Origin of the sequence: Bradyrhizobium sp. 23, from assembly GCF_023073295.1 — a bacterium.
Classification (GTDB): domain Bacteria; phylum Pseudomonadota; class Alphaproteobacteria; order Rhizobiales; family Xanthobacteraceae; genus Bradyrhizobium; species Bradyrhizobium canariense_D.
Genome location: NZ_JADPJF010000001.1, coordinates 64,557 through 80,277, shown reverse-complemented (window position 1 = coordinate 80,277; position 15,721 = coordinate 64,557). Strand labels below are relative to the sequence as shown.

Genomic DNA, 15,721 nt, shown 5'->3' with positions numbered 1-15,721 from the left:
CGCGAAGCGCGGCCCGATGACAGGCTCCGCGACGAAGCAATCCAGTCTGTCTCTGCGGATGCATTTCTGGATTGCTTCGCTTCGCTCGCAATGACGGAGTATGCTGCGGCCTCCGTGACCTAACCGAGACATCACCATGGCCTTTCGTTCCCGCCGCGAAAAACTGCGATCGATCCTGTCGGGCGGGACGTGCGTCCATCCCGGCTCGGTCTACGACGCTATCTCGATCCGCATCGCCGAGGATCTCGGTTTCCCGCTCGGCATGTTCGGCGGCTCGGTGGCTTCGCTCGCGGTGCTCGGCGACCCCGACATCACGCTGATCACGCTCACGGAACTTGCCGAGCAGATGCGGCGGATGTCGCGTGCGGCAGCGCTTCCGGTGTTGGTCGATGCCGATCACGGCTATGGCAACGCGCTCAACGTGCGTCGCACGGTGCAGGAGCTGGAAACGGCGGGCGCCGCCGGCCTCACCATCGAGGACACGCTGCTGCCGGCTGGCTTCGGCGAAGCGAAGACGCAGCTGATCTCGCTTGAGGAGGGCGTCGGCAAGATGAAGGCGGCACTCGACGGCCGCGGCGACCCCTCGCTCGTCATCATGGGCCGCACCGGTGCGGCCTCGATCACCTCGATCGAGGATGCGATCCGCCGCGCCAGAGCTTATGAGGCTACCGGCGTCGACGCGCTGTTCTTCACCGGCATCAAGTCGCGCGCCGAGCTCGAGGCCATCGTGTCTGCGACGCGCCTGCCGATCGTGCTCGGCGGCGCGCCGGAGGAGTTGAACGTGCTCGAATACCTCGCTGGCCAGCGCGTGCGCATCGCGCTTCAGGGCCACGCGCCGATCGCGGCCGCAACGCAGGCCGTCTACGAGACGCAGAAGGCGCTACGCGACGGCACTGCGCCGAAGAATCTCAAAGGTCTCCCATCGTCGGACTTGACCAGCCGCGTCACGCGGGAGGCCGACGTCAAGGCGCGGAGCGCCGATGTCCTCGGACTGAAACAATGAGCCGGGCGATCCTCCAGGTCATGATCCGCGGCCGCGTGCAGGGGGTAGGCTACCGGGCCTGGCTCGAGTATCAGGCGACGACGTGCGGTCTCGAAGGCTGGGTCCGCAACCGCCGTGACGGCAGCGTTGAAGCGCTGTTCGCGGGGCCGCCGAAGCACGTCGCGGACATGGTTGCGCTGTGCCGCCACGGCCCGCCGTCCTCGCGCGTCGACAGCGTCACCAGCGAGACGGCCGACGTCGATGAACTGAACTTGCGCCGAGCAGGCGAGGCGTTTTCGGTGTTGCCGACGGTGTAGCTAAAGAATCACCGCGGCAGCTTGGCGATCGCTTCGCTCAATTCGTGGATCTCGTAGGGCTTGCGCAGGATCGGGAAATCGCCGCGCACGCCTGCGGCGACTTCGCTGTAGCCGGTGGCGAGCAGAATCGGCAGGCCGGGGCGGATCTGGCGGAGGTGATGGGCGAGGCTGAGCCCGTCCATCTTGCCGGGCATGACGATATCCGAGAACACGAAGTCGACGCCGTTCTTCTCGATCTCGCTCAAGGCGGCTTCGGCGTCCGCGACCCGGCGCACCTGATAGCCGAGCTGCTCCAGAAGGCCGATGCTGACGGCGGCGACGTCCGGATTGTCCTCGACCAGCAGCACCGTGCCGCTGCCTTGGAACGCCGGTTCTCCCGCCGCCTCACGCGATGGCTCGTCTTCTCCGCGCGGCAGCAGGATGGTGAAGGTCGTGCCCTTGCCGAGCGCGCTCGCGACCCGGACCGTGCCGCCGGCCTGATGGGCGAAGCCGTGCACCTGGGAGAGACCGAGGCCAGTGCCTTTTCCGATCGCCTTGGTCGTGAAGAACGGCTCGAAGATCTTGTCGAGAACGTCGGAGGGAATGCCGAGGCCGGTATCGGTGACGTCGATCGCGATGAATTCGCCCACGAGGGGGTCCTCGTCGAGCACGAGATTGCGCGCTGCGATCGTCACCGTGCCTCCGTCGGGCATCGCGTCGCGGGCATTGATGACAAGGTTGAGCAGCGCGGTCTCGAGCTCGGAAACGTCGGTCCTGATCGGCCAGACGTCGTCGCTGACGTCGAAAGCCAGGCGCACGGAGCTGCCGACGCCGGCATCGAGTACCTCGCGGATCGCCGCGATGCGGTCGGCGAAGTCGATCGCCTGCGGATTGACGCTCTGCCGCCGCGCGAAGGTGAGGAGCTGGTTGGTTAGCGCGGCGCCGCGCCTGGTAGCGGTTTCGATGGCCGAGATCGCGCGCTGAAGCTTGGCTTCGTCGTCGGCCCCTCGTTTCAGCATGTGGAGGCTGCCGCTGATGATCATCAGGAGGTTGTTGAAATCGTGGGCGACCCCGCCGGTGAGCTGGCCGAGCGCGTCGAATTTCTGGGATTCGGCGAGCTGCTTCTGCATCGCCTCGAGCTTGAGCTGGGTATTGCGCCGCTCGGTGATGTCGCGCGTGATCTTGGCGAAGCCGACCAGCTCGCCGGCCTCGTAGATCGGATCGATCACGACGCTGGCCCAGAAGAAGGTGCCGTCCTTGCGGACGCGCCAGCCTTCCTCCTCGTAGCGGCCCTTTTCCCGCGCGATGCCGAGCGCACGGGCGGGCTTGCCGTTGGCGCGGTCGGTCTCGGTGTAGAACCGGGAAAAGTGTTGGCCGAGGATCTCCCCGGGTGAATAGCCCTTGATGCGCTCGCCGCCAATGTTCCAGCTGGTGATTCTCCCGGTGGGATCCAGCATGTAGAGTGCGTAGTCCGCAACTCCTTCAACTAACAGGCGGAAACTGCGTTCGCTTTCGAACAAATCCCTCTGCTGACTAGACTTCTCGACCATTCCCGGACCCTGCCTCAACGGGGGCAAACGCAGTAGGTGGCGGATTGTTCCCGGAGGTTGGAACATTTTTAGGCAACATTGCGCGTCCGTATGCAGGACGCAAGCCAGCAGACGCTCGCCCGCATTCCAGCCGGAAAGCCGTGCGCGTCAGACCGCCGCCACGCTCCGGAACGTCGCCGCCACCGCACGCAGCGCCGCCAGCTTTGCGGGATCGCTGACCTTCGAATGGAGCATCACCTTTGAGCTGCCGAGTTTCGGCAGCTTGTGGGCGGGGCCGACGTCGACCAGGCCTGCCGGTGCGATCCGTCGCGCCAGCGGCGCGATTGCAAGTCCGGCGAGCGCGGCTGCAACCACGGCGGTGACGCCGCCGCCGACGAAGCGCTCACGCCATTTCAGGCCGGCCTTGTCGAGCGCGCGCACAGCGATGGCGCGGACGCCGCAGGGCGGGGCGAGCGTCGCGAGCGGCAAAGGCTGCCCCTTTGGCACGGTGAAGCGTCGTGACGCGAACCAGCCGAATTCGTCCTCGGCCAGCTTCTCTCCGCCGCGCCGGCTGCCTTCCTGGCGCACGATCACCGCATCCAGTCGGCCCGCATCATAGGCCTCCTGCATCTCGCGCGAGAAGCCGATGGTGACGGCGAGCGTGAGGTTCGACGACATCGCATGCAGGCGTTCGAGCAGGGGTACCAGCTCCGGCCCCGCAGCATGGTCGGAGATGCCGAGCGAGAGCGACTGCGCGACTGAGGCCTCGCCCGATAGCGCGCGGTCATGCGCCGCGATCAGCGCGCGGGCGCGCTCCAGGAACGTCGCGCCGTCTGCCGTGAGCCGGACCGCGCGCGGCGAGCGCTCCACGAGACGTTTTCCCAGCAGCGTCTCCAGCCGTTGCAGCTTGAGGCTGACAGCCGCCTGGGTCGTGCCGAGCGCTTCGGCGGTCCGCGTGAAACTCTGGAGGTCGGCGACCAGCAGGAAGGCCTGGACGGTGGCGATGTCGAGCGTTGCTATCATTACGATTTCTTATCACTGGTATCAACAGAGATAAGATACCAAAATGTCGAGGGCGGGTCTAGCTTTCTCACCAACGCCGCGCAACACCTGCGCGACATCCGAGGAGAACGACCATGCCGCTGATCACCGTGTCCTACACCACCCCGCGCCAGTCGCCGCCGCTGAAGGCCGACATCGCGAGCGCCGTATCCGAGCTCACCGCAAAAATCCTGCACAAGGACCCTGAGGTCACGGCCATTATCGTGAAGTCGGTGGAGGCGAGCGACTGGTTCGCTGGCGGCAAGTCGCTCGCAGAGCAAAAGCTCGCGAGCTACTGGATCGACATTCACGTCAGCGAAGGCACCAACACCAAGGACGAGAAGGCCGCCTATCTCGCCGCGATGTTCCAGCGCATGGCCGGGATCCTGGGCCCGCTGCATCACGAGACCTATCTGCATGTCGACGAGGTCAAGGGCGACGCCTATGGCTTTGGCGGCCTGACCCAGGAGCGGCGCTACATCGCCGGCGAGCTCGAGGTTTCGCCGGAGAAGGCGTGAGGAGGGAGGCCGCGGGTGAATAACCGCACCCGCGGCCTGAACCGTTGCCAGGGATCGTCAGCTCGCTATGCGAAACTGAACTTCGTCCTTGTTCAGGAAACAGGTCTTGTCGAACAGCTTCAGGTCGAGCGGGTTCGGCAGCCTGACATCGTCCAGGTCAGGGCAGGGTTTGAGCGAGGAATCATAGGAACGGTCGATCTGCGAGATGAAGACGACGATCAATCCCTTGTCGTGCGCGAATGATTTCAACGCGCGCACCTGAACGGTGAGGTCGGGATTTTCCCGCCGCTGGTCCAGCAGCTGCAGATAGTCGATCACCACGACCGTGCCGCGCGGTGCTGCGGCCATCTGCTTGACGACGTAGTCGGCACTGATGGCGTCGGAGCAATCGACCTCGAAGAGTTTTTCGAACCCCGCCAGATCCACGCCGATCGCCCGAAAGCGATCCAGAACGTCTTTCTCGGTGTATTCGAGCGAGAAGAACGCGGCGCGGTGGCCCGACCGCATCGCCTCTACGGCAAGCCCGAGGCTCATCAGGGTCTTGCCCTGGCCGGGACGCGCGCCCACCAGCACCAGGTCACCCGGTTGGAATTGCGGGAAAAGCCGGTTGGCCGGCGTCGCTGTGGCCGCTTTCGCCGCGAGCAGGCTCCATGCGGAAAAGCCTTGCGTCGCAGCGACGCGGTCGAGCGCATCGTGCAGCGGGATGCCTACCTCGCGGGACAAGCGCTTCGCTTTTCGTTTCAGATGATAAATGGGTGCAGACAGTCTCATCGCAAAAACCTCCCATTGCGAGCTGAAGCGCAACCCCTCCTTATGCCTTGGCGCTCGAACAGTCGGTCCGATGATCAATTCGCCCGGCATGACATCTGCTTTCCCGGCGGAGGGGGGAGGCGTGGGCGACACCGGAATCGAGGGTAGCTGATTCCGGGTTTGCCGAGAATGAGGGAGACCGAAGTTAGGCCGCTGCTTCCGGCATCAGCGCCTGGGTCGGCCCGAACAGCTCCTCGAAGGCTTGCCGAAGCGCCACGTCGACATCGCTCATCGTCAGGAGCTGGCCGAGATCGACCAGCGAGGTGACGCCGTAGCGGGGATCGGCGACGCCGCAGGGCACGATGCCGGCGAAATGTGACAGCTCCGGCTCGACATTGATGGCAATGCCGTGAAACGAGACCCAGCGCTTCAGCCGGACGCCGATCGCGGCGATCTTGTCCTCGTGCTCGGGTCCCTTGTCGGGCCGCTTGACCCAGACGCCGACCCGGTCCTCGCGCCGCTCGCCACGGATGTTGAAGGCGGCGAGCGTCTGCACAATCAGCTCCTCCAGGCTCGCGACATAGGCCCGGACATCCGGCCGGCGGCGCTTCAGGTCAAGCATGACATAGGCCACGCGCTGGCCGGGCCCGTGATAGGTGAGCTGGCCGCCGCGCCCGGTGGCAAAGGTCGGGAATCGGGCATCGAGCAGGTCGGTGGTCTTGCCCGAGGTGCCGGACGTGTAGAGCGGGGGGTGCTCCAGCAGCCAGACCAACTCCGGGGCTTCACCGGCCGCGATCGCCGCGACGCGCGCCTCCATTTCGGCGACCGCCTCCGGATAGGGCACCGGCGCGTCCGAAATCCGCCATTCCACCGGCTCGCCGGTGGAAGCGGAAAACGGCGTCAAATCGAGTTCTTGGCGGGGGTGTTGGGGCAAATTAACCATTGGCTAACCATAACCGGGTGATGATCCCAGGAGCAAATACCAGTCCCTAGTCCTAGTCCCAAGTTGCGGTGGTGCTGAAGTGCCTACTCTCGACAAAGTCACCGTGGACCTCATGGTCGTCCTCGGGACGACGACCATGCCGATCCATCAGGTATTACGTCTTTCCCGCGGCGCCATCATCGAGCTGGACGCAACCGAGGCCGACGAGGTCAAGGTTCTGGCCAATAATTTGCCGGTCGCCTCCGGGGTCGTGCTGGTCGACCGCAACCGCATCGCGGTCGAGGTCAAGCAGATGCTGCCACGTGTCCCGGGCACACGGTAGCGGCCCGGGCAGGCGTCGCGGCCCGGGCACGCGTCGCGGCCTGGGCACGCAGTAGCGGCCGGGCAGGCGGAAAAGGCCGATCCCGGCGCAAGGAGCCGGAACTTTCCTGCCAAGCTTGTGGAATTCAGGGCCTTTGGAGGCTTGTACCCCTCTGACGGATTTGTTAGATCGGCGCCGTTGATCCGGTTGGCCTTCAAGCCTCAAGCCGGCATCCCCAAAGCGCTCGTGGCGGAATTGGTAGACGCGCTGCCTTGAGGTGGCAGTGAGTAAAATCGTGGGGGTTCGAGTCCCTCCGAGCGCACCAAGCAAACAGACACGCGAAAGATTGTTTCGCGGTTTTCGGTGCCCGCCCTGTTCGCGCTGCGGACCCTGGAACGGGGCCTCCCCAAGTCTTCGATGTTCGATCTCGCGGCCGAGGGTTCGCTCCCTCGGCGCGATCGGGCATGAAGTTGCCTGGCGAAGTTCGCTATGCCCTCACGTCCGGGTTCCCTTAGTTTGCCTGCGGTCGAGACTCCGGCTCGATCTGCGTGGCGGCGGGCTTAAACACCCTCGCCGGATGGCTGAAGATCTCGAATTCGTCGCCCCGCGCTATGCCGACAAGCGTGATCCCGCTGGCTTCGGCCGTTCGGACTGCGAGCGCGGTCGGTGCAGACATGGCAACGACGACGCCGGCGCCGATCGCGGCGGTTTTTTGCACCATCTCGACCGAAATCCGGCTGGTGAGAATGACGGCGCCAGCGCGGCCGGATGCTCCTTCCGTCGCGAGAGCGCCGGCAAGTTTGTCGAGGGCGTTGTGGCGCCCCACGTCCTCGCGCACCGTCATGGTCTTGCCGACTGGCTCGAAAAAACCCGCGGCGTGAGCGGCGCGTGTCTTGTAGTTGAGGATCTGTGACTCGCTGAGGGTTGCGACGGCCGTGCTGATCTGCTCCGCCGTGAGGTTCGCTGGCTGCTCGACGCACTGAACGATCCGCCCGGCTTCCCGCAAGCTGTCGATGCCGCACAGGCCGCAACCCGTCGGCCCGACCAGATGTCGCCGGCGCTCCTTCAGGCGGCGCCCGGCGTTCGTTCGCAGCCATAGCCGCAGTTCGATGCCGTCGCGACCGGGAACGACCGTGAGCTCCTCGATCTCGCCGATGTCCCCGATGATCCCTTCGGTCAGGCTGAATCCCACAGCAAGATCGGTCAGATCGGCGGGAGTTGCCATCACAACGGCGACGGTCGTTCCGTCGTAGACGAGTGCCACGGGACATTCCTCCGCCAGCATCCGCTCATCCCGCGTTCCGCTCGACGTCAGCCGGGGCATTCTCACGGATGCCGTGGGCATGGATGCGCGATCGTGTGCGCCGGATCGAGAGCCGTGCATGGGTGTTCGTCCTACGTCGATTCATCGACGCACGAACCGGAGCAAGGTTCCGAACGCTTGGAACTTGCCATCCCATCTCGGGTTTTGCGTGCAGGGCTTGCGATTGAAGGAAACGCCATGCGGCAAAAGGCAAAGGTCGAGAACTATGATGCGCCGGCAGGCGGCTGGGGCTCGCTCAAAGCCGTTGCCAGTATCCTGACACAGGAAGAGGTCGCCATTCTCGGCAGCGAGATCCTGCTCAAGCAGAACAAGCCGGACGGATTCATGTGCGTGAGCTGCTCCTGGGCCAAGCCGGCCAAGCCGCGTCCGTTCGAGTTCTGCGAAAACGGCGCCAAGGCGACCGCCTGGGAGATTACGCGCAAGACCGTGACACCGGAGTTCTTTGCGCAACATACGCTGGCTGAACTAGGAACTTGGTCCGATCATCAGTTGGAGGAGCAGGGGCGCCTGACGACGCCGATGCGTTACGACAGGGCAAGCGACAAATATCTGCCGGTCGACTGGGAGGAGGCCTTTGCGGCTATCGGCGCCGAGCTGAACCGGCTCGATCCCCGTTCGGTCGTGATGTACACGTCTGGACGTGCCTCGCTCGAAACCAGCTACATGTACCAATTATTCGGCCGCATGTACGGCACCAACAATTTCCCCGACAGCTCGAACATGTGCCATGAAACCACGTCGGTGGCGCTGCCGGAGGTGATCGGAGTTCCGGTCGGGACCGTTCTGCTGGAGGATTTCGAGACTACCGGTTGCATCTTCTTCTTCGGCCACAACACGACCACCAATGCGCCGCGCATGCTGCATCCGCTCCAGGAGGCGGCGCAGCGCGGCGTGCCGATCATATCTTTCAATCCGCTGCGCGAGCGCGGCCTGGAGCGTTTCGTCAATCCGCAAAATCCGGTCCAGATGATCGCCGGCGGCACGCGCATCAGCTCGCAATATTATCAGGTACGGGTCGGCGGTGATGCTGCGGCGATCGTCGGGATTTGCAAATGGGTGATCGAGGCGGACGACCTCGCGCGCAAGAATGAAGCTGCGCGCGTGGTGGATGTCGAATTCATCCAGCAGCACACGGCCGGCTTCGAGGAGTTCGCCGCATTCTGCCGTACACAGGATTGGGACGAGATCGAACGGGCCTCGGGGCTTTCGCGCGGTGCGCTGCGCGAAGCCGCGAACACCTATATGGAAGCCAAGGCTGTGATCGCCAATTACGGCATGGGCATCACCCAGCACAAGCACGGCGTCGAGACGAACAAGATGATCGTCAACCTGCTGCTGCTTCGCGGCAATATCGGCAAGCCGGGCGCGGGCATTTTGCCGATCCGGGGCCACTCCAACGTGCAGGGCCAGCGCACCGTCGGCATCTCCGAGAAGACCAAGCTGGTGCCGCTCGACAAGCTTGCGGAGCTTTACGGTTTCGAGCCGCCGCGGTGGGAGGGACTGTCCACCGTCGACGCCTGCCAGGGTATTCTGAAAGGCGACGTTCGCGGCTTCGTCGGCCTCGGCGGCAATTTCCTGCGCGCCGTTCCGGAGCGGTCCCTGATGGAGCCCGCCTGGTCCGGCCTGCGCCTGTCGGTGCAGATCGCGACCAAGCTCAACCGGACCCACCTCGTGCCGGGCGAGGTCACTTATCTGCTGCCGTGCCTCGGCCGGATCGAGATCGACCGACAGGCCAGCGGCGCACAAGCGGTGTCGATGGAGGATTCCACCACCTGCATTCACGGATCGCGCGGCCAGCGCAAGCCGGTGGCCGACCATCTCCTGTCGGAGCCGGCGATCGTCGCCGCCCTGGCAAAGGCAACGTTGAAGCCCAACCCCAAGATCGATTGGGACGCCTGGGTCGCCGACTATTCGCGGGTTAGGGACGCCATCGAGCGTACCTATCCCGACCAGTTCAAGGACTTCAATGCGCGCATGTTCGAACCCGGCGGTTTTGCGCGGCCGCTCGCGGCGCGCGAGCGGAAGTGGAAGACCCCGAACGGCAAGGCCAACTTCACCGTTCCGAAGTCGGCCTTCGCGCCGGCGCGCGAGACCGACGGCGTCTATGAGCTGATGACACTGCGCGCGGACGGGCAGTTCAATACGACGATCTACGCCGAAGGCGATCGCTTTCGCGGCATCGAGGGCGGCCGCTACGTCGTGTTCATGAATCTCGCCGACATGGAGGGAGACGGGTTGAAAGCAGGAGATACCGTCACGCTGGTGACGGAGGCGGGCGACGGTGTCGAACGCAGCCTGAGCGAACTCCAAATCGTCCCCTATGGCATCCCGCGCAGGAGCATTGCGGCTTATTATCCGGAGTGCAACGTGCTCATTCCGCTCTGGCATTACGCGGAGGGCAGCAAGGTCCCTGCGGCAAAATCCATTCCGGTGCGTCTGTTCAAGGACATCCTTCCAGAGATCGTCGAGGCCGGAGAGGCTCCGATCTCGGCGTCGTGAACGCCGTCGATCACGCCCACAGGAGTGAAGGACGATGAGAGACAGCGCGTCGGACGTGACCGACATCAGCGACGCCGTTCACTTGTGCATCGACATGCAGAACATCTTCGCTCCGGGTGGCCTTTGGGAGACGCCATGGATGGCGCGAGTGTTGCCGACGATCGCCTCGATCGTTTCGCGCCATCAGGCCAGAACGATCTTCACGCGATTCATCACGCCGGAAGATCCGGAAGATCGTCCCGGACAGTGGCAGCGCTATTTTCGTCGCTGGCGCGAAGCGACCCGCAAACATCTGCCGCCATCCGGCCTCGAACTCGTGCCGGCTCTGAGCCGCTTCGTTCCGCCGGCTGCCGTCATCGACAAGCCGGCCTATTCCGCGTTCAGCAATCCTGGCCTCGCGAGCCTGCTGATCGACAAGAACGTCGGCACGGTCGTCATCACCGGGGCGGAGACGGACGTCTGCGTGCTCTCGACGGTCCTGAGCGCCGTCGATCTCGGCTTCAGGGTCGTCATCGTCGAGGATGCGCTGTGCAGCTCGTCCGACGTCGGCCATGATGCGCTGATGACGATGTATCGCACCCGCTTTCACGGCCAGGTCGATCTGATGACCGCCGAGGAATTGGCGGAGTTCTGGCGCGAGTAGGGCACGACCCGCTCAATTGACATTGTCGCCGAGCATGTTGCGGAAGGCGGCGGCGACGGCGGCAATGCCGCTGGCGCCGTGCATCAGCGCGATCTCGCCCTGTTGCTCATGGCGGATGGCGTGGGCCATCACACGCAGGCGCAGATCGCCGCGGCTATGCCACATCTGGTCGGCCATCCTGACCGCGCCTGCGTGATGCTTGCTCATCGTCTCGACGAACACCGTGTCGAATTGGTCCGCCGGCGCGGCCTTGACCTGTCGCATCTCGGCCTGTGTCAGGAAGCCCGGCATGGCGGCACGTTCGTCCGAGCTGCAATCGGGCATCTCGGTGTCGAACCAGCTCAGCCACCACGTCTCGAAAATCCGGTTCTCGCCGGTCTGGCTTGCGACCATCAGCATCGCCAGCTTTCGCAGATGCGGGTCCTGCGCGCGCTCCGCGGCGATCCGCGCCAGCGCGATGCCCTGGGCGTGATGCGCAGTCATGTGACGGATGTAAGTCTGGTCCGCGTCCCTGTCGCGGCCCGCCCACTGCGGCTCGTAACCATGGCTGCCGAACAAGGCAGCCGCGCCGAGCAGTGCGATCAAAGCCAGCGCGCCGGTGATCCAGGCATTGGTGAAGCGAACGTCGCGCGCGGGTGCTGCTCCCCCCGTCCAGCGCAGCCGGGCAAACAGGGGGTACATCACGGCCGAGGAGCCGTGGACGAGCAGGCCGATCCAGTAGGGCTGCTGCAGCGTGAACAGCGGTTGCCAAAACGGAAACAGGGGCACCAGCACGAACCATTCCATGCTTGACGAGAACACGGCCCAGGGCAGCGCGAGCAGCAGGATCGTGAGCGGCCGCAGGTCAGCGGTCCAGCGCCCGAGCACACCGAAGAACACCAGCGCCCAGGAGAAGTCCGCCCATTGGTGGAAGGCGATCCCGGCAAGGATCGCGCTCCACGACGGCTCTGCGCTGATCGCCCAATCGCGCGCGGGAATGGCGGCGACCGTCATCCAGTCGACCGCGGCATCGCGTCCGATGCGCGCGGCGAAGAGCTGGCTGACGATGGTCGAGAAGGTGCTGCTGATCAGGCCGAGTTCGGCAGCGGCGACCCAGCGCGAGCGTCGCCGTGAGGCGCCTTCATCACCGGTGCGAATTGACTTGGAAATGGCTGACGGCGCGGCAGCGTTCACGTCAGCTGATTGAGTTTCTTCAACGGATTGAGCTCGCTCGGCTTGCTCTGTTCGTCCCGGCCGCGCTCCGCTTGCTCCTTGCCTTCCTCATGGAGATTCTGATCGCCGACGATCTCGCCGACGGCCTGTTTCGCCTTGCCGGCGATCCGCTGACCGAGGCCCTTGGTCTTGCTCATGATCCGCCTCCTGGCTCACGCCGCCACCCCGGCGCTTGAAGGGGGTGAGCGCCGGGGCTGCGGTTTCGTCTATTCAGCCTCCGGCAGGGGGGACGTCGGAGGCGTTGATGAGACTCTCTGACGCGCGGATGGTTCCTCGGCCGTCACCGTGGCTCGAGTTCGATGATCACGCCTTCATTGCCGCGGAGCAGGATGGAGGCGTCCGGCAGCGGCTCGGACGGCAGGTCGAGATGCGTCGACATCAGCAGGCGGCCGCGACCTTGCCAATGCAATTTCCGCGGCTCGGCGGCAATGTTGAGCGCGACCAGAATTTCCTTGCCGCCATCCGTCCGCCTGTAGGCAAGAACGTCGTTCTGCGCGCGTAGGGGCTCGTAGCCGCCGTGGCGCAGGCACGCGCGCTCGCGCCGCAGTCGCATCAGCGCGCGAAACAGCGCCAGGATCGAACGTGGGTCGCGCTGCTGCGCGGCCACGTTGGCCGCGCCGTCGCGCGGCTCGAGCGGCAGCCATGGATCGCCGGTTGTAAAGCCGCCGTTGCTGCTGTCATCCCATCGCATCGGCGCGCGTTCGGGATCGCGGCAAAGGCCATACCCCGGCACGAGCTTCTCGAAGGGATCGTGGACGCGGTCGGGCGGAATGGGAACGCGCTTGCGGCCGATCTCGTCGCCCATGAAGAAGAAGGGCGTTCCCCGCAGCGTCATCAGCAGCATCGCCAGCACGCGCATTTGCGGCTCGCCGATTTGGCTCGCGATCCGTTGCTTGTCGTGACCACCGATCACCCAGACCGGCCATGCATGATCCGGGATGGCGTTGAAATACGCGTCGATCGTTGCTTGCAGGGACAGCGCGTCCCATTGCGAGTCCAGCAGTGCGAAATTGAGGGGCAGATGCAGGCGCGGTCGGTCGTTGCCGTAGAAGTGGCCGATGCGGTCGGTCTTGCCTTGGACTTCACCGCACAACATCCGCCCTGGATAGCCGTCGATCACCTCGCGAATGAATTCGATGCAATCCATCGTCTCCGGCCGGTCGTCGGTAAAGACGGGCGTTTGGCGCTGCGGCGGCGGCTTGCCTTTCGCTTGCGGGTTATGCGGATTGTCGCGCAGCAGCGCGTCCTTGATCAGGACCGCGCTGGCATCGACGCGAAAGCCGTCGACGCCGCGATCGAGCCAGAAGCGCATGACGTCGGCGATCGCGGCGCGCAGTTGCGGGTTGCGCCAGTTCAGATCGGGCTGCTCGACCAGGAAGGAGTGATAGTAATATTGCCGCCGCGCCTCGCACCATTCCCAGCCGCTGCCGCCGAAGCGGCTCAGCCAGTTGTTGGGCGGGCCGCCGTTCTCGGCTGCGTCGGCCCAGATGTACCAATCGGCCTTCGCGCTGTTCCGTGAGCTGCTGCTCTCGATGAACCATGCGTGATCGTTCGCGGTATGATTGGGCACGAGATCGAGGATCACGCGGATATCCGCCGCGTGCAGGGCCTTGAGCAGGCGGTCGAACGCCTCGAGGCTGCCGAACGCAGGATCGATCGAGCAGTAGTCGGAGATGTCGTAGCCGAGGTCGCGAAACGGGCTCTTGTAGACCGGCGTCAGCCACACCGCGTCGACGCCGAGCCATTTCAGATAGTCGATGCGGGATGTCAGGCCGGCGAGATCACCCTTGCCGTCGCCGTCCGAGTCCTGGAACGAGATCAGTGCGATTTCGTAGATGACGGCGGATTCCCACCACGCACCTTCGTTACGGGACGCTTCGCTCATTGTCTTGCATCACCTCGTCGCGCGTTCTCAGGTCCGTTCCGTCGCGGCGTGCGCTGCGATCTGCTTGGCCGCGGTTCGGGCGCTCTCGATGCCCTTGGGAAAGCCGCTGCGGTTCGGATACAGCTTGCGCCGTGCGTCGCGCTGCGGCCGCTGCGGCTTGGTGTCCTGCGCGGCGCGGTAATCGAGCATCGCGATGCCGCCGACCATCAGCAGCGCCAGCGCGATATTGCCCTTTTTGGGATTGTCCGCGGTCAGCCCCGAGAGCAGCGCGGCGGCATCGAGGCCGTCGCCGCCGACGCGGGCCCACAGGCCGGCGTTCTTCTCGACCGAGAGCGTCATGACCCCGGCCAGGATCTCGCGCAGGCCGAAGGTGCGGACCAGCGTCTCATGGCCCTCCATGCCCAGCGTTTCCGTGACGCGCCGCGGCGCGAAGAATTCCACGACGCCGAGACCGATGCTGAACCAGCCGAGCGCACGGGCGAGCTGGTCTTCGGGCCGCTTCAGGCTCGGGCCGCCCTCGACGATTTTCGGGTCGCCCTTGGTGCGAACGATGTTGGAGAAATGAAACATGGGTCTTGCTCCTCAGGGCTTCAGCACGACCTTGACGCAGGAGTCGCGCTTGTCGCGAAACACCTGGTACATCTCGGGGCCTTGGCTAAGCGGGACGGTGTGGGTGATGACGAAGGACGGATCGATCTGACCTTCCTCGATGCGATGGAGCAGGTCGTCGGTCCAGCGGTTGACGTGGGTCTGGCCGGTGCGCATCGTCAGGCCCTTGTTCATGAAGGCGCCCATCGGCAGCATGTCGGAGAATCCGCTGTACACGCCTGCCACCGAAATGATGCCGCCGGGCCGGCAGACATAGATCATCTCGCGCAGCACATGGGGCCGGTCGCTCTCCACCATGACCATCTGCTTGGCGCGGTCGAGCAGCGTGTCGGGCAGGGAAGCCATCACATGCGACTCCATCCCGACGCAATCGATACATTTTTCGGGGCCTCTGCCGTCGGTGAGCTCCTCGAGCCGCTCCAGGACGCTTTCTTTTTCGAAGTTGATGGTGGTGGCGCCGCCGGCTTCGGCCATGCTGAGCCGTTCGGGCAGGCAATCGATCGCGATCACCTGGTTGGCGCCGAGCAGGATGGCGCTGCGGATCGCCATCTGCCCCACGGGACCGCAGCCCCAGATCGCGACCGTGTCGGTCGGCTCGATGTCGCATTGCACGGCGGCCTGCCAGCCGGTCGGGAAGATGTCGCTGAGAAACAGCAACTGCTCGTCGGGAATGCCCGCGGGCACCTTGATGTGCGTGGCGTCAGCGAACGGCACGCGCAAATATTCGGCCTGGCCGCCGGGATAGCCGCCGGTCAGGTGCGTATAGCCGAACAGGCCGGCGCCCGAATGACCAAACGCTTTTTCAGCGAGATGACTCTTGCGATTGGTGGTTTCGCAAACCGAGAAATTGCCACGCTTGCACTGGTCGCATTCGCCGCAAATGATTGTGAAGGGCACGACGATGCGGTCGCCCTTCTTCAGCTTGCCGTCGACGCCCGAGCCGACCTCGACCACTTCGCCCATGGTCTCGTGGCCCATGATGTCCCCGGGCAGCATGCCCGGAATGTAATTGTGAAAGAGGTGCAGGTCCGAGCCGCAGATGGCGCAGCTCGTGACTTTGATGATGGCATCCCGCGCGTCCTGAATTTCCGGATCGGTAACGGTGTCGCAGCGTATGTCTTCCTTGCCGTGCCAAACCAGCGCCTTCATCTCTTTTCTCCCGAGCTACGAGGCAACCAAGTCGAACAAC

General features: G+C 64.7%; 16 protein-coding genes and 1 tRNA gene. 7 read left to right on the top strand and 10 right to left on the bottom strand.

The window, feature by feature from the left end; translation table 11 throughout:
- Positions 1-136: 136 nt before the first annotated feature.
- Together IVB32_RS00455 and IVB32_RS00450 are read left to right on the top strand one after the other, a co-directional pair.
- On the top strand, positions 137-1,003 hold the full coding sequence (locus IVB32_RS00455) for an isocitrate lyase/PEP mutase family protein (RefSeq protein WP_018455234.1): 867 nt from the start codon (positions 137-139) through the stop codon (positions 1,001-1,003).
- A complete protein-coding gene (locus tag IVB32_RS00450; RefSeq protein ID WP_007603158.1) occupies positions 1,000-1,299 on the top strand; it encodes an acylphosphatase in 300 nt (99 codons plus the stop codon). Before IVB32_RS00455 ends, IVB32_RS00450 begins: the two co-directional genes overlap by 4 nt.
- Before the next feature lie 8 nt (positions 1,300-1,307).
- Here IVB32_RS00450 and IVB32_RS00445 read toward each other — a convergent pair whose 3' ends face one another.
- Together IVB32_RS00445 and IVB32_RS00440 are read right to left on the bottom strand one after the other, a co-directional pair.
- Positions 1,308-2,828 carry a PAS domain-containing sensor histidine kinase gene (locus IVB32_RS00445; RefSeq protein ID WP_085351344.1) on the bottom strand — a complete coding sequence of 507 codons (1,521 nt, stop codon included), beginning with the start codon at positions 2,826-2,828 and terminating at the stop codon, positions 1,308-1,310.
- Positions 2,829-2,975: 147 nt separating this feature from the next.
- Entirely contained in the window at positions 2,976-3,830 is an 855-nt protein-coding gene (locus IVB32_RS00440; RefSeq protein WP_247371851.1) for a LysR substrate-binding domain-containing protein, read from the bottom strand.
- Positions 3,831-3,943: 113 nt separating this feature from the next.
- Here IVB32_RS00440 and IVB32_RS00435 point away from each other — a divergent pair, with 113 nt between their 5' ends.
- Positions 3,944-4,366: a 4-oxalocrotonate tautomerase family protein gene (locus tag IVB32_RS00435; RefSeq protein WP_247371853.1), complete on the top strand. Its 423-nt coding sequence runs from the start codon at positions 3,944-3,946 to the stop codon at positions 4,364-4,366.
- A gap of 57 nt (positions 4,367-4,423) precedes the next feature.
- On the opposite strand, the gene IVB32_RS00430 is transcribed toward IVB32_RS00435, so the two are convergent.
- Together IVB32_RS00430 and lipB are read right to left on the bottom strand one after the other, a co-directional pair.
- The gene (locus tag IVB32_RS00430; protein WP_247371855.1) at positions 4,424-5,137 is read right to left on the bottom strand and encodes a DNA helicase; all 714 of its coding nucleotides are present in this window, start codon (positions 5,135-5,137) and stop codon (positions 4,424-4,426) included.
- Positions 5,138-5,321: 184 nt separating this feature from the next.
- The gene (gene lipB / locus IVB32_RS00425) at positions 5,322-6,059 is read right to left on the bottom strand and encodes a lipoyl(octanoyl) transferase LipB (protein ID WP_247371858.1); all 738 of its coding nucleotides are present in this window, start codon (positions 6,057-6,059) and stop codon (positions 5,322-5,324) included.
- Between the two features lie 79 nt (positions 6,060-6,138).
- Between lipB and IVB32_RS00420 the strand changes: the two genes are divergently transcribed.
- Both IVB32_RS00420 and IVB32_RS00415 read left to right on the top strand, forming a co-directional pair.
- Positions 6,139-6,381, top strand: a complete 243-nt coding sequence (locus IVB32_RS00420; protein ID WP_085351347.1) for a FliM/FliN family flagellar motor switch protein — start codon at positions 6,139-6,141, stop codon at positions 6,379-6,381.
- 219 nt (positions 6,382-6,600) lie between these two features.
- Positions 6,601-6,685: transfer RNA gene (locus IVB32_RS00415), tRNA-Leu, on the top strand.
- A 186-nt stretch (positions 6,686-6,871) separates the two neighbouring features.
- Here the strand turns inward: IVB32_RS00415 and fdhD are convergent.
- Positions 6,872-7,684, bottom strand: coding sequence for a formate dehydrogenase accessory sulfurtransferase FdhD (fdhD, locus tag IVB32_RS00410; protein ID WP_085395603.1), 813 nt, complete (start codon positions 7,682-7,684; stop codon positions 6,872-6,874).
- Positions 7,685-7,861: 177 nt separating this feature from the next.
- Here fdhD and IVB32_RS00405 point away from each other — a divergent pair, with 177 nt between their 5' ends.
- Positions 7,862-10,183, top strand: coding sequence for an FdhF/YdeP family oxidoreductase (locus tag IVB32_RS00405; protein ID WP_247371864.1), 2,322 nt, complete (start codon positions 7,862-7,864; stop codon positions 10,181-10,183).
- Between the two features lie 34 nt (positions 10,184-10,217).
- The gene (locus tag IVB32_RS00400; RefSeq protein ID WP_018455224.1) at positions 10,218-10,826 is read left to right on the top strand and encodes an isochorismatase family cysteine hydrolase; all 609 of its coding nucleotides are present in this window, start codon (positions 10,218-10,220) and stop codon (positions 10,824-10,826) included.
- A gap of 12 nt (positions 10,827-10,838) precedes the next feature.
- On the opposite strand, the gene IVB32_RS00395 is transcribed toward IVB32_RS00400, so the two are convergent.
- From IVB32_RS00395 to IVB32_RS00375, 5 genes are all read right to left on the bottom strand, one after another.
- Positions 10,839-11,999: a DUF305 domain-containing protein gene (locus IVB32_RS00395; protein ID WP_247371867.1), complete on the bottom strand. Its 1,161-nt coding sequence runs from the start codon at positions 11,997-11,999 to the stop codon at positions 10,839-10,841.
- The gene (locus IVB32_RS00390; RefSeq protein ID WP_085351350.1) at positions 11,996-12,175 is read right to left on the bottom strand and encodes a CsbD family protein; all 180 of its coding nucleotides are present in this window, start codon (positions 12,173-12,175) and stop codon (positions 11,996-11,998) included. Before IVB32_RS00390 ends, IVB32_RS00395 begins: the two co-directional genes overlap by 4 nt.
- 143 nt (positions 12,176-12,318) lie before the next feature.
- The gene (locus IVB32_RS00385) at positions 12,319-13,923 is read right to left on the bottom strand and encodes an alpha-amylase family glycosyl hydrolase (RefSeq protein WP_085351351.1); all 1,605 of its coding nucleotides are present in this window, start codon (positions 13,921-13,923) and stop codon (positions 12,319-12,321) included.
- 27 nt (positions 13,924-13,950) lie between these two features.
- Positions 13,951-14,493, bottom strand: coding sequence for a hypothetical protein (locus IVB32_RS00380; protein ID WP_018455219.1), 543 nt, complete (start codon positions 14,491-14,493; stop codon positions 13,951-13,953).
- 12 nt (positions 14,494-14,505) lie between these two features.
- Positions 14,506-15,681, bottom strand: coding sequence for a zinc-dependent alcohol dehydrogenase (locus IVB32_RS00375; protein ID WP_085351352.1), 1,176 nt, complete (start codon positions 15,679-15,681; stop codon positions 14,506-14,508).
- Positions 15,682-15,721: the final 40 nt, after the last annotated feature.

Coding starts and splice junctions, on each gene's coding strand:
- lipB (WP_247371858.1), bottom strand. CDS start 6,059: ATGGTTAATTTGCCCCAACACCCCCGCCAAGAACTCGATTTGACGCCG.
- IVB32_RS00385 (WP_085351351.1), bottom strand. CDS start 13,923: ATGAGCGAAGCGTCCCGTAACGAAGGTGCGTGGTGGGAATCCGCCGTC.
- IVB32_RS00445 (WP_085351344.1), bottom strand. CDS start 2,828: ATGGTCGAGAAGTCTAGTCAGCAGAGGGATTTGTTCGAAAGCGAACGC.
- IVB32_RS00405 (WP_247371864.1), top strand. CDS start 7,862: ATGCGGCAAAAGGCAAAGGTCGAGAACTATGATGCGCCGGCAGGCGGC.
- IVB32_RS00390 (WP_085351350.1), bottom strand. CDS start 12,175: ATGAGCAAGACCAAGGGCCTCGGTCAGCGGATCGCCGGCAAGGCGAAA.
- IVB32_RS00455 (WP_018455234.1), top strand. CDS start 137: ATGGCCTTTCGTTCCCGCCGCGAAAAACTGCGATCGATCCTGTCGGGC.
- IVB32_RS00380 (WP_018455219.1), bottom strand. CDS start 14,493: ATGTTTCATTTCTCCAACATCGTTCGCACCAAGGGCGACCCGAAAATC.
- IVB32_RS00435 (WP_247371853.1), top strand. CDS start 3,944: ATGCCGCTGATCACCGTGTCCTACACCACCCCGCGCCAGTCGCCGCCG.
- IVB32_RS00430 (WP_247371855.1), bottom strand. CDS start 5,137: ATGAGACTGTCTGCACCCATTTATCATCTGAAACGAAAAGCGAAGCGC.
- IVB32_RS00375 (WP_085351352.1), bottom strand. CDS start 15,681: ATGAAGGCGCTGGTTTGGCACGGCAAGGAAGACATACGCTGCGACACC.
- fdhD (WP_085395603.1), bottom strand. CDS start 7,684: ATGCCCCGGCTGACGTCGAGCGGAACGCGGGATGAGCGGATGCTGGCG.
- IVB32_RS00400 (WP_018455224.1), top strand. CDS start 10,218: ATGAGAGACAGCGCGTCGGACGTGACCGACATCAGCGACGCCGTTCAC.
- IVB32_RS00450 (WP_007603158.1), top strand. CDS start 1,000: ATGAGCCGGGCGATCCTCCAGGTCATGATCCGCGGCCGCGTGCAGGGG.
- IVB32_RS00440 (WP_247371851.1), bottom strand. CDS start 3,830: ATGATAGCAACGCTCGACATCGCCACCGTCCAGGCCTTCCTGCTGGTC.